The sequence below is a fragment of the Microbacterium testaceum genome, assembly GCF_006539145.1.
Lineage (GTDB): Bacteria > Actinomycetota > Actinomycetes > Actinomycetales > Microbacteriaceae > Microbacterium > Microbacterium testaceum.
In genome coordinates this window covers 384,286-397,998 of record NZ_BJML01000002.1, presented here as the reverse complement: position 1 = coordinate 397,998, position 13,713 = coordinate 384,286, and the positions used below count along the sequence as shown (strand labels likewise).

The following is a 13,713-nucleotide window of genomic DNA, read 5'->3' as shown; positions in this document are numbered from 1 at the left end:
CGACCACCGCGCCGGGGAACGGGGAGCGGCCGGCTTGCAACACGGGGTTGCTCGGGAATGGTGGCGCGCTGAGATGCATCCGGTCAATGTGGACTACGTCCACTTTTCGCATTGCGGATGTCTCCTCGCGCCTGTAGGCCGAATGCGCCGAAATGCGCATTGTGATTCCTATGAGCGATAGCGTGGATGCCGGATGGGGGGGCATCCACGACGCCGCAGTCTCCTGAACTGAGTGCGTGAGAGCGTTCCCATAGTGGCACCCGCCACGAAGCGCAATGGTCTTGCCGCATACTCTCGGACTCTTTAGGAAAAAGGCGTGGAGCACACGAACATCGAAACCCGCGACGCCGAGACGGTGGAGCACCTGTGGCAGACCGTCGTTCCCGGAGCGCGCATCTCGCGCGCTGATGTGATTCAGCCGGCTCTCGCCTGGCACGCGGCATCCGAGCCCGGCTTCGGTTTCTGCGACTACACGATCGGTTCGACGATGCTCGTCGAATCCGACCCCCTCGACCAGGTCGTGGTCGGGCGTATCGCGGGCCCGCGGGTCTCGGGAACGTACCGTCGCGAGCGCATCGACACCGCCGTGCCGTTCATGGTCGTCGACCGCCCTCTCGAGATCGCCTTCACCGGCCGCATCGCCGGCACCGCCGTCTCGTTCGCGCGCTCCGACTTCGACGAGGCCGCGCGGCGTCTGTCGGGCGACGACACTCTGCGCGTCCGACCGACCGGTTACGCCCCGGTGAGCGAGCAGCGCCTGCGCTACTGGTCGCGCACCTGGGAGTACGCCCGCGACGTGCTCCTGCGGTCGCCTGAACGGACCCCCCTCATCGAGCAGCAGGCGCGGACGCTCCTGCTCGAGGCTTCGCTCCTGGCCTTCCCGACGACCTTCACCGAGGCCCTCGCCGCCGGTCGCCCGTCACGGCCCCTCCCCGCCCCGGTGCGCCGAGCCAAGGCGTACGTCGAGGCCCACGCGGCGGAGCCCGTGGTGCTGTCCGACATCGCTCAGGCCGCTCGGCTGTCGCCGCGCGGGCTGCAGTACGCGTTCCGTGCCGCCACCGGGCGCACCCCGATGCAGTACCTCCGCCGTGTGCGGCTGGACGCCGCGCGCGGCGAGCTGCGCAGCGCCGATCCGTCCGTGGAGACGGTGGCCGCGATCGCCGCTCGGTGGGGCTTTTCGAACCTCGGTCGCTTCGCGGCGATGTACCGCGGAGAGTTCGGCGAGACGCCGTCGGCGACGCTGCGGTCGTGACCCCCGCGCGGTCAGTGCCCCGCGCCGAGCCCTCCGCTCAGGCGCGCGTGCAGTCGGGCCGCGGTGTCGTTCATGCCCTCGATCTCGACCGTCGTGCCGAGGTGGGCGTATTTCGTCTCCACCGCGTCGAGCGCCGCCACCGTGGACGCGTCCCAGACGTGTGAACGCGACAGGTCGATGACGACCCGCTGGGGGTCATCGTGGTACGCGAACCTGGTGGTCAGATCGTTGCTCGAGGCGAAGAACAGCTCGCCCTCCACGGTGTAGCGCGCGGTCTCGCCCTCCACGGACCGCGTCACGGCCGTGACGCTCGCGACCCGTCGGGCGAAGAGCACCGCCGCGGCCACCACGCCCACGCCGACGCCGATCGCGAGGTTGTGCGTCCAGACCGTGATCGCGACCGTGAGGACCATCACGATCGTCTCGCTCAGCGGCATCCGCCGCAGAGTGGACGGGCGGATGCTGTGCCAGTCGAACGTGGCGATCGAGACCACGATCATCACGGCCACGAGCACCGCCATGGGGATGACCGCCACCACGTCGCCGAAGACGAGCACGAGCACGAGGAGGAAGACGCCCGCGAGGAAGGTGGAGATCCGCGTGCGCGCACCCGACGCCTTGACGTTGATCATCGTCTGACCGATCATCGCGCAGCCGCCCATCCCGCCGAACAGCCCCGAGAGGACGTTCGCAACGCCCTGGCCGAGCGATTCGCGCGTCTTCGACGACGGGGTGTCGGTGATGTCGTCGACGAGGGTCGCGGTCATGAGCGATTCGAGCAGGCCGACGACGGCCATGGCGACGGCGAACGGCAGGATGATGGCGAGCGTCTCACCGGTGAGCGGCACGTTCGGGATCAGCAGGGCGGGCAGGCTCTCGGGCAGGGCGCCCTGGTCGCCGACGGTGGGTACCGAGATGCCGAAGACGACCGCGGCACCGGTGAGCAGCACGATCGCGACCAGCGGGGCGGGCACGATCCTGGTGAGACGCGGGAGCAGATACATGATGGCCAGTCCCGCCGCGGCGATCGGGTAGACCGCCCAGGGCACGCCGATGAGCTGCGGCACCTGGGCGATGAAGATGAGGATCGCGAGGGCGTTGACGAACCCCACCATGACGCTGCGCGGGATGAAGCGCATGAGCTTCGCGACTCCGAGGAGGCCGAGGATCACCTGCAGGATGCCGCCCAGGACCACGGTCGCGAGCAGGTATTCGGCCCCGTGCTCGCGGGCGACCGGGGCGATCACGAGCGCGATCGCTCCGGTCGCCGCCGTGATCATGGCCGGGCGGCCGCCGAGGAACGCGATGGCCACGGCCATCACGAACGACGAGAACAATCCGAGGCGCGGGTCGACCCCCGCGATGATCGAGAAGGCGATCGCTTCGGGGATGAGGGCGATAGCGACCACGAGTCCGGCCAAGACCTCGCGGGTCAGGAGGCGGGGGGATCGTAGCGTCTGCAGGACGGTGGGATCGGTGTGCGGGCGCGCAACGGAAGTTGTCATGGGCAGGCTCCGGGGTGGGGGAGGAGGGACCCGCGTCGACGCGGGGGAGAATAGGGGGGTCGCGATCGCGACATCGAAGACTCTACCGTAACGAGAGGGTTGCGGGATGGGGGATACATGACCGACGCGCGACCGATGCAGATCGGTGAGCTCGCCGAGCGGACCGGGCTGTCCATCCGCACGCTTCGCCATTACGACGAGATCGGGCTCCTCCGGCCCTCCGCGCGGAGCGAGGGAGGGTTCCGGCTGTACACGGCCGACGACGAGTCGCGCCTGCTCCTCATTCGCCGCATGAAACCGCTCGGTTACTCCCTCGAGCAGATGGGAGAGCTGCTCGAGGTGGTCGACGGGCTCGCCGAGGCGCCGGGCGACTCCGCTCTCGCGGCCCGTCTCGCCGATATCCGCGACGAGGCGCACCGCCGCCGCGAAGACCTGCGTCGCCAGCTCGACGCCGCCGACGAGTTCGTCCGCCAGTTAGAGTCCCGATGACCGCGCACGACACCACGCTCGAGGGGTACGGCATCCGTCTGACTCCGGCGGAGCCGCGCGACGCGACGGAGGCCTGGGCGCTGACCGATGCGGAGCTCTGGAGCCGGATGACGACCCCGTGGGCGGACTCGGTCGAGGCCTACGCCGCTCGTGTCGAGCAGCAGCGTGCCACGCCGGGCCTGTACGCCTTCACCGTGCGGGAGGCCGAGACGGGGGAGGTCCGCGGGGCGACGACGTTCTACGAATACGTTCCCGCGCAGGGGCGGGTCGAGATCGGGACGACCTGGTACGGCCGCGCCTTCCAGGGCGGGCGGACCAATCCCGCCGCAAAGCTGTTGCTGCTGACGCACGCGTTCGACGAATGGCGCGTGAACCGGGTCGCGCTGCGCTGCGACGCGCGGAACGAGCGCAGCGCGCGAGCGATCGAGCGCCTCGGCGCGACGCGCGAAGGACGGCTGCGGCAGCACCGCATCGCGCCCGACGGCAGCGTGGCGGACACGCTGTACTTCTCGATCCTCCGGGAAGAGTGGCCGGCCGTGCGGGCGGGTCTTGAGGGGCGTTTGCGCGACTGACGGCGCCCTCGGGAGGAGGTTCGCGCGGCGGAGGACGTCGGCGCGCGCGGGCTTGCTCCCGAGGCGCATTCTCCTCCGCTCGCGGGACGAGCGGCGGGATCAGCCGGCGGCCGCCTCGGCTGCTCGGCGGCGCGCGAACGCGCGCGACTCGCTGAACAGCTCCAGGTCGATCTGCACGTGCCGCCGCGCGAGCTCGGCGGCTTCGTCGGGGGCGGCGTGGACGATCGCGTGGACGATCGCGTCGTGCTCCCGCGCGGCACGCGTCTCCATGCGGCGATGGCTCTCTCGGTCGCCCCACGGGTGCGCGGGGGCCGAGAGGGACAGGCGGCGTTCGTGCGCGAGCAGGATGTCGCGCAGCGCGGTGTTGTGGGCCGCCTCGATGATGGCGAGGTGCAACAGACTGTCGGCGCGCTGCTTGTGGTCGCCCGACTCGGCGGAATGGAAGTCGTCGAGGCGGCCGCGCAGGGCGGTGATGTCGGCGTCGGTGCGCCGCTCCGCCGCCAGGCGTGCGAGCGAAGAGTGCAGCATCGAGCTCGCGGTGCACGCGTCGACCAGGTCGCTCCAACGCTCCTCGAACCAGCGGTCCACGCCGACGACGATCGACGCGGGCCATTCCTCGGCCACGAACGTGCCGCCCCCGCGCCCGCGACGGCGCTCGATCAGACCCTTCGTGGACAGGTCGTCCAGGGCCGCGCGCACCGTCGTCCGACCGACGCCCAGCAGGGGCGAGAGCTCGCGCTCGGCGGGGAGCCGTGTGCCCGGGAGGAACTCGCCCACCGCCACGGCGGTGATGAGTCGCTCGGTCACGCGTTCCACCAGGGACGCGTCGTCGGTGTCGGCCATGGGCTCCCGTCGTTTCTTCCATGTTAATTCCGCAGAAAAGGTTTGCCAACGCACCTTTAAGGGGTCCACGATGACTCCATGCAACACGAGACCACCGTTCCCTTCCGCGACGGCTTCACCTGGGCGCGCCTTACCGAACCCGCCGAGCCCACCGGTCGGGCCCCCCTGTTCGTCCTCCACGGCGGACCCGGAATGGCCCACGACTACGTGTCGAATCTCGACGCCCTCGCCGACCTGACCGGGCGCACCGTCGTGCACTACGACCAGATCGGCTGCGGCAAAAGCTCGCACCATCCCGACGCCCCGGCGTCGCAATGGGTGCCGCAGCTCTTCGTCGACGAGTTCCACAACCTGCAGCGCGCGCTGGGCTTCGACGAGTACCACGTGCTCGGGCAGTCCTGGGGCGGCATGCTCGGCGCCGAGATCGCCGTCCGCCAGCCCGCGGGGCTGCGGAGCCTCGAAATCTGCAACTCCCCGGCATCCATGGCTCTCTGGCTCGCCGGCGCGGCCCGGCTCCGTTCCGAGCTGCCCGCGGAAGCCCGCGAGGCGCTCGACCGCCACGAAGCCGCCGGCACCCTCGACGACCCCGAGTACGCGGAGGCCACCCGCGTGTTCTATGAGCGGCACGTCTGTCGCGTGACGCCCATGCCGCAGGACTTCGTCGACAGCGAGCAGCAGATGCTCGCAGACCCGACCGTCTACTTCACCATGAACGGCCCGAACGAGTTCCACGTCGTCGGCACCGGTCGCGACTGGTCGATCATCGACCGCCTTCCCCTGATCGCGGCACCCACCCTCGTGGTCGCCGGCGAGTTCGACGAGGCCACTCCCGAGACGTGGGAGCCCTTCGTCGAGCACATCCCCGGCGCCCGTTCGCACGTCTTCGCCGGGGCGAGCCACTGCACCCACCTCGAGATGCCCGAGGCCTTCCGCGCGGTCATCGCCGACTTCCTCGCACCCCTCCCCTGACACCCGCCCCGCCCCACCCGAACCAGGAGACCCGATGTCGCACCCCGCCCCCGAGGCCCAGCAGTCGCTGGAGTCGTTCGGCTACACGCAGGAGCTCAAGCGCTCCATGTCCACCCTCGACCTCGTGGTCTACGGTCTCGTCTTCATGGTGCCCATCGCCCCGTGGGCGATCTTCGGCGTCGTGTTCAACGCCGCGAGCGGCATGGTGCCGCTGGTCTACCTCACCGGCGTGATCGCCATGATCTTCACCGCCCTCGCGTACGCGCAGATGTCGAAGGCGTTCCCGATCGCGGGCTCCGTGTTCTCGTACGTCGGGCGCGGTCTGCACCCCACCGTGGGCTTCTTCGCCGGCTGGGCGATCCTGCTCGACTACCTGCTCGTGCCGACCCTGCTGTACGTCTTCGCCGCGTCGTCGATGGCGGGCATCTTCCCCGACGTCCCGCAGTGGATCTGGGCCGTGGCCTTCGTCATCATCAACACCGTCATCAACGTGCTCGGCATCGGTTCGATCAAGATCGCCAACCGCGTCATGCTCACCATCCAGCTCGCCTTCGTGGTGATCTTCGTCGTGATCGCGATGGTCGCCCTGTCGTCCGGCACGATTCCGGGTGCGCAATTCACGATGGCTCCGCTCTGGGATGCCGAGAAGGTCAATCCAGCGCTGATCGCCACCGCCCTCTCGATCGCGGTGCTGAGCTTCCTCGGCTTCGACGGCATCTCGACCATGGCCGAGGAGTCCACGGGGGATCGTAAGTCGGGCGGCCGCGCCATGATCATCGCTCTGCTCGTCGTCGCGGTGCTCTTCATCGCGCAGACGTGGTTCGCCAGCGCCCTGGCCGCCGGCACCATCGCCTTCGGCGACGACGAGGTCAACAACGCCTTCTTCCTGCTCGTGGCCAAGGCCGCGGGCAGCGGGTGGGCGACCGCGTTCCTCGCGGTCAACGTCATCGCGGTGGGGATCGCCAATGCGGTCGCGGCTCAAGCGGCGACCTCGCGTCTGCTCTACTCGATGAGCCGCGACCGGCGCCTGCCCGCCTTCCTGTCGAAGGTCACCTCGCGCCAGGTGCCGATGGCGGCGATCCTTCTGGTGAGTGCGATCTCGCTCGTGCTGGTGCTGTTCTTCGTCGGCCAGATCGCGGTGATCTCGTCGCTCGTGAACTTCGGCGCCCTGCTCGGATTCATGCTGCTGCACGTGTCGGTCGCGGCGTACTACCTCGGCAAGAAGAAGTCGAAGAACTACCTGCTGCACCTCGTCGTGCCGCTCGTCGGGTTCCTCATCATCGGATACGTGCTGCTCAACGCCGACATGACCGCCAAGATCGGCGGCATCCTGTGGCTGGTCGTCGGCGGGATCGTCTACCTGATCTTCGCCCGCAAGAACGGCGGAGCCGCAGGTCCCCTGCCCGAGCACGCCACGGCCACCGCCGGAGAAGGCGGCGGCGAAGTGGCTCCGCGATGAGCGCCGAGCACTGGCTCGGCCGGGAGCACGGTCGTCCCGGGTACGACGCGGCGGTGGCCCCGGCGCTGCGCGTGCGGCCCGGGACCGGCGAGACCATCGCGTTCGAAACCGACGACGCGGTCTACGCCGAGCTCCACGATCACGGCGATCTCGGCGCCCTCACGGCCCCGATCAATCCGGTCACCGGCCCCGTGTACGTCGAGGGTGCGAAGCCGGGCGATGCCCTCGTCGTCCACGTGCACGAGATCCGCCTCGGGGAGTACGGGTGGTCGCAGAGCCTCCCCGGCGCCGGGGCGCTGCAGCACCGCATGCCCGATCGGGTCGTCAGCCGGCGCATCCCCATCGACGCGGGGGGCGTGCACCTCACCGAGAGGCACGTGGTGCCCCCGCGCCCGATGATCGGGTGCATCGGCACGGCGCCCGCCAGGGGGCGGAACTCCACCGTCATGCCCACGACGGCGCTCGGCGGCAACATGGATCTCACCGACGTCGCTCCCGGCGCCACGGTGTACCTGCCGGTCGAGGTCGAGGGGGCGCTGCTGTCGATCGGGGACATCCATGCCGTCATGGCGAGAGGCGAATCGTCGTTCGTCGCGATCGAGGCGGCGGGCGTCGCCGTGGTCTCGATCGATCTGCTGCCGGATGCCGCTCTGCGGGCGCCCCGCATCGAGACCGACGAGGAGTGGATCTTCGTCGGCCTGGGCGACCCGGTGCAGGAGAGCATCCGGCGCGGCTACGAAGACGTGTTCGACGAGCTCGTCGACGCACGCGGGTGGGACCCGATGGACGCGTACGCGGTCATGAGCGCGCTCGTGCACAGCGAACTGGGCGGCCCGACGGGCTCGGAGGCACCTGACCCTCTGCATCCGTTCCGGGCCGTGGGGGCGGTGACCGTGCACAGGTTGCCGAAAAGCGTGCTCTGACATACTGCGCCGGTGACTCGTGCTTTCGACCGCGTCGGGAGGGGTGCCGCCCGTGGCTGACCTGGACTTCGTGCTGCGGCTGCTGTTGGCCGCCGGCTGCGGCGTGCTCATCGGTTTGGAGCGGCAGTATCGCTCCCGCACGGCGGGCCTTCGCACGCAGGCGCTCGTGGCGATGGGAGCCGCCGCCTTCGTCCTCTTCGGCAGCGAGCTGGGGGTGGGTCAGGGCTCGCTGCAGATCGCGGCCTACGTCGTCTCCGGCGTCGGTTTCCTCGGCGGTGGGGTGATCCTCCGGCAGGGCCTGTCCGTGCAGGGGCTCAACACCGCCGCGACCCTGTGGTGCTCGGCGGCCGTCGGGTGCCTGGCCGCGGGAGGGCTGGTCGTGCCGGCGCTCGCGATGACGGCGCTGGTGCTCCTGGTACACCTGCTTCTGCGCCCGCTCGGGCGCCTCGTCGACCGCGCCCCCGACGCGAACGCCGAGACCATCGGGGCGTTCGTGCTCACGGTGCGCGCGCTCGAGGAGCGCGAGCAAGAAGTACGCGAGCTGCTCTCCGACACCCTGGAGTCACCCGATGTCCTGGTGCTCGCGATGTCGAGCCACGACGACGACGGCTCCGAGGACGAGCCGGCGGGCGTCGTCCTCGAGGCCGAGCTGCTCATCGAGGGAGACGCGCCCGAGTTCCTGGATGCCGCGACCACGCGGCTCTCCCGCGACACCGGCGTGCGCGCGATGTCGTGGAGGGCGGAGGACAGTCCGATCACCGTGCAGACCCGGCGGCGATTCGGGCGGGGCTGAGCGCCGTGTAAGATCGTCCCTTGGAAGTGTGTCCGAGCGGCCTAAGGAGCATGGCTGGAATCCATGTAGGCGGGGTAACTCGCCTCGCAGGTTCAAATCCTGTCACTTCCGCCACACGAAGAGCGTCACCCGGAAGGGTGGCGCTCTTCGCTTCTCCGGCCGTGACTACCGCGACACGCTCTCGCGCTCGACCGCGCCGACGGTGCCGGGTCGCGTGACGAGCGAGCGAGGGTACGCCCGCGCGAGGAACCGGCGCAGCGGTGCAGTTCTCTCATCGAGAGCCGCACGCACGCCCGTGACGGCGGCGACGAGACCGGGTCCCCGAGCGGGGTCGAAGCTGTCGCCCGCGTAGCTCACCCGTTCGACGGCCTCGCGGAGAAGACCGACGTCGTCGGACGGTGCGCCATGCTCCTCGACGAGCAGCACCGCGAAGGCGCGCGGAGACAGCGCGGACGAGACCGGGATGCCGAGATCCACCGCGTCCTCGAGCATCGCGGTCCACGCGGCCACCGGGTCGCCCGCGCGCGCGGCGGCGAGGCGTCGGCGACGCCGCACGATCCGGGCGACGGCCGGGACCCCGGCGAGCACCAGCAGCACGAGGATCCCGAGGACCGGGGCGACCCACGCGGTGCTCTGCCGCGCGGCGACTGAACCACCGCCGGTGGTCTGCGCCCCGGGGTCGTTCTCGGCGGCCTCCGACGGCGCCGACGAGGGCTGATCGGCCGGGGCCTCGGCATCCTGGCTCGGGGTGTTCGGGGTGGTCGTGTTGTTCCCGGAGGAGCCCGAAGCGAAGTTCGTGGGGACGCCGAGGCTGTTCGTCGGCTCGAAGGGCACCCATCCGATGCCCTCGAAGTACACCTCGGGCCACGAATGCAACTGACTCGAGCTGACCGAGTACTCGGTGCCGCCCTGCTGGGGGATGCTCGAGGCCGTGCCGGGAAGGTACCCGATGACGATGCGCGCGGGGATGCCGAGAGTGCGTGCCATGACGGCGAAGGCCGAGGCATAGTGCACGCAGTATCCGGCGCGCACCTGCAGGAACTGCGCCACCGCGTCGAGACCGGCTCCGTCGAAGCCGGAATCGACGGGAGCGTCGAGCGAGTAACGGAATTGACTGCTGCGGAACCAGTTCTGCAGGGCGACGAGCTTGTCATAGGGCGTCTGCGCGTTCGCGGTCACCTCGCGGGCGGTGTCGCCGATGACGGCGGGCACCTCGGCGGGGAGCGCGGTCAGCGCGGGGTCGAGGTCCGTCCCGCCCACGGTCTTCGAGCGGATCTGCTCGAGGGTCGGGCGGGGGACGCTCGCCTGCACCTCGTAGACCTGCTCGCGGGTGGACCCGGCGCGGGTGACCACCGTGCGGTTCTGCGGCATGCCCAACCAGTCGCCGTCCAGACCCGTGACCGTCGAGGCGGGGTAGGGCACCGGCAGCCACGGGCTGTCGAGCTGATCGACGGTGATCGTGGTCGTCCAGTCGGCGAGGGTGATATCGCCGTCCACGCTGACGCGGTCGAACACCGTGCCGTCGGAGGGGAGGGGGACCGTGTCGAAGGTATCGGGCTGCCAGACGGCGCCGTCGAAGCGGGACAGAGTGACCGCGCGCAGGTAGGGGGCCGTCGGGCCCGTGGTGCGCACCTTGAGCACCTCGACGTCGCGCGGCTGACGAAGGTCGTTGCCGAGCTCGAGGTTGGGGTTGATGGTCGTCCCCAGCCCGCCGGTGCCGCCGCTGGCAAACCTCAGGCCCGGCTGGGGGAGCAGAGGAGTGGCGACCACGGCGACGATCACAGCCACGGCCGCGACCCCCAGGGCGGTGGCCGATACCCCGAAGAGACGGCGGCCCTGCGCGGGGCGAGCGCGATCGTCGCGGCGTGCGGACGCCGCGGCACGTGCCCGTGTGTCGACCCGCAGCAGGAAGAGCAGAGCAGCCGCCAGCAGCACGAAGCTCGCGACGTCGACGTCGGAGGGGATCGCGATCGTGGGGATGAGCGAGACGGCGACCAGGCCCACTCCGGCGAGCAACGGCATCCGCGCCGTCAGGACCACGTGATCCAGCACGATGGCGAGCGCACCGATCGCGGCGACCAGGAGGAACGCCAAGCCCTCATCCGGCGGGACGGGGGCGACGCCGTCGCGGATCTCCGCCGAGGCCTGGGCGACGAGGCCGGGGACCGAGGCGAAAGTCGAGGGGGTGGGGATGATGCCGAGCAGGGCCGTGGAGCGGCCGAAGATCGCCGTGAGCAGCACGATCCACACGGTCACCTCGGCGAGGCTCGCCACCAGGGCGGGCAGCCGCGACAGGCGGACGATCAGTCCCGCGCCGAGCGCACCTCCTCCCACGAGAAAGGCTCCCGCGACCCACGCCCCCGGGGCGATCACCGAGAACACCGGAAGCATCGCGGCGGCGATCGCGGAGAACAGACCGATCGTCAGCAGGGTCGCGTCGCGGCGGCGGCGGGGCGTGCGCAGCACGTTGAGATCAGCGGCCGACACGGGCGTACCCCTGTTCCATCGCGTCGTCCCAGGCGAGGGCGACGTCCGTTCCCGGACGCAGGTGAGCCGCGCGCCAGCCGGCGACACGAACGGCGTCGAGCTCCGCGTGCTCGGCCACCACGATCAGGACGGGAAGGGCCGAATGCGTGCCCATCTCGCCGAGGGCCGCGCGGTCTTCGGGCTGCAGGTCTCCCGTGATCACGACGACGGGACCCAGCAGAGCGGAGGCGGTCGCCGGAACGACGCGGTGGGAGGCGTCGTCGACGCGGGCTCGCAGGCTCGCGAAACCCGCGGCGGCCGCTCGGGCTTCGACGTCGTCGCCGCCTTCGACCGGGTCGGCGAGAAGAGTTCCGTCGCTGTCGACGACGTCGACCGTGTAGCCCTCGTGCACGAGGTGGGCGACGGCCGAGACGCACGCGGTCACGGCCGTCTCGAAAGCCGGGTCGCCGCCGGGGGCATGAGCGGCCAGCGGCGACCACCGCGAGAGCGCGCGGTCGATCACGACGGTGGCGGCCGGCGAGGACTCCTGCTCCTCTTGACGCACCATGAGGGTGTCGCGGTGGGCGGTGGCGCGCCAATGGATGCGCCGCATCGAGTCGCCGGGCGCGTACGGTCGCGCGACGAGGTTGTCGGCCCCCTGACCGAGCTGCAGGGCCGCGGTCTGGCGCGTGCCGCCCGCTTCGCCGGAGGAGGAGGGCAGCGGCGCCAGGTCGACGATCGCCGGGGCAACCGTCACCGGCGTCGTCCGGCCCAGGGCGATCCGGCGGCGCACCAGGCCGAAAGGATCGGTGGTCGTCACCTCGAGCGGACCGATCGAATGGATGCCGCGCGCCGCGCCGATCACGTCGTACCGCACCTCGATCGTCCCCGTGGTGCCCGAAATCGTCGACGCGAGGGAGGCCGACGTCCCGTGGGCGCGTCCGGTCAGTCCCGTCGGCAGCGTGTCGTTCCATCGCGCGGGGCCCGCGGGGAGGGCGCTCGAGAGTCCGGCGCGCACCACGACCGTCGCCGAGCCCCCGACCTCGGGCGTTTCGGGCGTCACGACGCGCGAGACCGCACCCCTGCCGCGCGTCAGCAGCAGCGCGATCGCCGAAACCGCCAGCAGGGCCACGAGAAGGGTGGCGAAGTACAGCAGTTCCGGGATGCCGGCGCGTTGCGCGATCGCGAACCCCGCCACGGCGAGGAGCACGGCCCCCGTGCCCCGCAGGGTGAAGGGCCACAGGCGCGTCACGCCGGTGCTCACGGCCGGGGAGCGAGGGGAACGCGCACGCTGGACGCGATGCGCTCGAGCGCGTCGGCGACCACCGCAGCCCCGGCCCGACCGCCCGCGGCCGAACGGTTCGCGATGAGGCGGTGGGCGAAGACCGGCGACAGCAGGGCGGTGATGTCGTCGGGGATGACGTACGCGCGCCCGTCGAGGGCGGCGCGCACCTTGGCGGCGCGCACGAGCTGCAGGGTCGCGCGCGGGCTCGCCCCCAGACGGATGTCGGGGTGGCTGCGGGTGGCCTGCGCGAGGGCGACGACGTACTCCTCGAGAGCGGGGGCCACGTGCACACCGCGTGCCCAGGCGATCAGCGCGGTCACCTGACGCGCGGTCACGACCGGCGTCAGGGCGTCGAGAGGGTTCACCGCGTCGCGCTGGCGCAGCATGAGCGCCTCGGCCGCGGCATCCGGATACCCCATCGAGATCCGCAGCAGGAAGCGGTCGCGCTGCGCCTCGGGGAGCACGTACGTGCCCTCCATCTCGAACGGGTTCTGCGTCGCGACGACGAGGAACGGGGAGGGGAGCACGTGCGTGCGGCCGTCGACCGTCACCTGGCGCTCCTCCATGGCCTCGAGCAACGACGACTGCGTCTTGGGGGAGGAGCGGTTGATCTCGTCGGCGATGACGATGTGGGCGAACACCGCGCCGGGGGTGAACTCGAACTGCCGCTGCACGGGGTTGAACACCGACACGCCGGTGATGTCGCCCGGCAGCAGATCGGGGGTGAACTGGATGCGACGCACGTCGGCGTCGACCGTGGCGGCCAGAGCCCGCGCGAGCATCGTCTTGCCGACGCCCGGGACGTCTTCGATGAGCAGGTGGCCTTCGGCGAGAAGGGCGATCAGGGCGCTGCGCACCGCGTCGGGTTTGCCGTCGATGACCCGCGACACCGACGACAGGATCTCCCCGGTCAGACGGGCGAAAGACGCCGCATCGAGAGGGGCGTCGACCCCGGGCCGGGCGGGGCCGGTGGCGGTGTCGGCGCGGCGCAGCCGCGTGGTCGCCTCGGGCGTGACCGTCTCGTCCATGGCATCCCTCGTGTCGCGGAGGCGGGAGCGTCCTCGCCAACGTGACCCGATCGTAACCCGCGCCACGGTGGCGGGGGTCGGAAAGCCGCGGGTGCACAGGCGTCACTCGGGGAGAGGGGGGTCGCCCCT

General features: G+C 70.9%; 12 protein-coding genes and 1 tRNA gene. 8 read left to right on the top strand and 5 right to left on the bottom strand.

Translation table 11 applies throughout. The features are described from left to right. Positions 1-316: 316 nt before the first annotated feature. A complete protein-coding gene (locus MTE01_RS05905) occupies positions 317-1,252 on the top strand; it encodes an AraC family transcriptional regulator (RefSeq protein ID WP_218026325.1) in 936 nt (311 codons plus the stop codon). An 11-nt stretch (positions 1,253-1,263) separates the two neighbouring features. Here the strand turns inward: MTE01_RS05905 and MTE01_RS05900 are convergent, their stop codons facing one another. Continuing rightward, positions 1,264-2,757 carry a SulP family inorganic anion transporter gene (locus MTE01_RS05900; RefSeq protein ID WP_141376237.1) on the bottom strand — a complete coding sequence of 498 codons (1,494 nt, stop codon included), beginning with the start codon at positions 2,755-2,757 and terminating at the stop codon, positions 1,264-1,266. A 117-nt stretch (positions 2,758-2,874) separates the two neighbouring features. On the opposite strand from MTE01_RS05900, the gene MTE01_RS05895 reads away from it, so the two are divergent. After that, a complete protein-coding gene (locus MTE01_RS05895; RefSeq protein WP_141376235.1) occupies positions 2,875-3,246 on the top strand; it encodes a MerR family transcriptional regulator in 372 nt (123 codons plus the stop codon). Further along, the gene (locus tag MTE01_RS05890) at positions 3,243-3,818 is read left to right on the top strand and encodes a GNAT family N-acetyltransferase (protein WP_141376233.1); all 576 of its coding nucleotides are present in this window, start codon (positions 3,243-3,245) and stop codon (positions 3,816-3,818) included. Before MTE01_RS05895 ends, MTE01_RS05890 begins: the two co-directional genes overlap by 4 nt. A gap of 99 nt (positions 3,819-3,917) precedes the next feature. On the opposite strand, the gene MTE01_RS05885 is transcribed toward MTE01_RS05890, so the two are convergent. Next, entirely contained in the window at positions 3,918-4,661 is a 744-nt protein-coding gene (locus MTE01_RS05885) for a FadR/GntR family transcriptional regulator (RefSeq protein ID WP_116239162.1), read from the bottom strand. 78 nt (positions 4,662-4,739) lie between these two features. On the opposite strand from MTE01_RS05885, the gene MTE01_RS05880 reads away from it, so the two are divergent. The 5 genes from MTE01_RS05880 to MTE01_RS05860 all read left to right on the top strand — a co-directional run bounded on the left by MTE01_RS05880 (position 4,740) and on the right by MTE01_RS05860 (position 8,919). Then, positions 4,740-5,630 (top strand): proline iminopeptidase-family hydrolase, encoded by an 891-nt coding sequence (locus MTE01_RS05880; RefSeq protein WP_141376231.1) that lies wholly within the window; start codon positions 4,740-4,742, stop codon positions 5,628-5,630. A 34-nt stretch (positions 5,631-5,664) separates the two neighbouring features. Then, the gene (locus tag MTE01_RS05875; RefSeq protein ID WP_103206059.1) at positions 5,665-7,089 is read left to right on the top strand and encodes an APC family permease; all 1,425 of its coding nucleotides are present in this window, start codon (positions 5,665-5,667) and stop codon (positions 7,087-7,089) included. After that, positions 7,086-8,012, top strand: a complete 927-nt coding sequence (locus MTE01_RS05870) for an acetamidase/formamidase family protein (protein WP_141376229.1) — start codon at positions 7,086-7,088, stop codon at positions 8,010-8,012. Before MTE01_RS05875 ends, MTE01_RS05870 begins: the two co-directional genes overlap by 4 nt. A gap of 52 nt (positions 8,013-8,064) precedes the next feature. Beyond that, positions 8,065-8,805: an MgtC/SapB family protein gene (locus MTE01_RS05865; protein ID WP_116239359.1), complete on the top strand. Its 741-nt coding sequence runs from the start codon at positions 8,065-8,067 to the stop codon at positions 8,803-8,805. A 22-nt stretch (positions 8,806-8,827) separates the two neighbouring features. Then, a tRNA-Ser gene (locus MTE01_RS05860) sits at positions 8,828-8,919 on the top strand. A 51-nt stretch (positions 8,920-8,970) separates the two neighbouring features. On the opposite strand, the gene MTE01_RS05855 is transcribed toward MTE01_RS05860, so the two are convergent. From MTE01_RS05855 to MTE01_RS05845, 3 genes are read right to left on the bottom strand one after another with little or no spacing between them, the layout of a single operon-like run. Further along, the gene (locus MTE01_RS05855) at positions 8,971-11,292 is read right to left on the bottom strand and encodes a transglutaminase TgpA family protein (protein WP_246078007.1); all 2,322 of its coding nucleotides are present in this window, start codon (positions 11,290-11,292) and stop codon (positions 8,971-8,973) included. Continuing rightward, positions 11,279-12,535: a DUF58 domain-containing protein gene (locus tag MTE01_RS05850; RefSeq protein WP_246078000.1), complete on the bottom strand. Its 1,257-nt coding sequence runs from the start codon at positions 12,533-12,535 to the stop codon at positions 11,279-11,281. The genes MTE01_RS05855 and MTE01_RS05850 overlap by 14 nt, the downstream gene beginning before the upstream one ends. Beyond that, entirely contained in the window at positions 12,532-13,584 is a 1,053-nt protein-coding gene (locus MTE01_RS05845) for an AAA family ATPase (protein ID WP_103206061.1), read from the bottom strand. The genes MTE01_RS05850 and MTE01_RS05845 overlap by 4 nt, the downstream gene beginning before the upstream one ends. Between the last annotated feature and the right edge of the window lie 129 nt (positions 13,585-13,713).

Coding starts and splice junctions, on each gene's coding strand:
- MTE01_RS05845 (WP_103206061.1), bottom strand. CDS start 13,584: ATGGACGAGACGGTCACGCCCGAGGCGACCACGCGGCTGCGCCGCGCC.
- MTE01_RS05880 (WP_141376231.1), top strand. CDS start 4,740: ATGCAACACGAGACCACCGTTCCCTTCCGCGACGGCTTCACCTGGGCG.
- MTE01_RS05900 (WP_141376237.1), bottom strand. CDS start 2,757: ATGACAACTTCCGTTGCGCGCCCGCACACCGATCCCACCGTCCTGCAG.
- MTE01_RS05885 (WP_116239162.1), bottom strand. CDS start 4,661: ATGGCCGACACCGACGACGCGTCCCTGGTGGAACGCGTGACCGAGCGA.
- MTE01_RS05875 (WP_103206059.1), top strand. CDS start 5,665: ATGTCGCACCCCGCCCCCGAGGCCCAGCAGTCGCTGGAGTCGTTCGGC.
- MTE01_RS05895 (WP_141376235.1), top strand. CDS start 2,875: ATGACCGACGCGCGACCGATGCAGATCGGTGAGCTCGCCGAGCGGACC.
- MTE01_RS05870 (WP_141376229.1), top strand. CDS start 7,086: ATGAGCGCCGAGCACTGGCTCGGCCGGGAGCACGGTCGTCCCGGGTAC.
- MTE01_RS05890 (WP_141376233.1), top strand. CDS start 3,243: ATGACCGCGCACGACACCACGCTCGAGGGGTACGGCATCCGTCTGACT.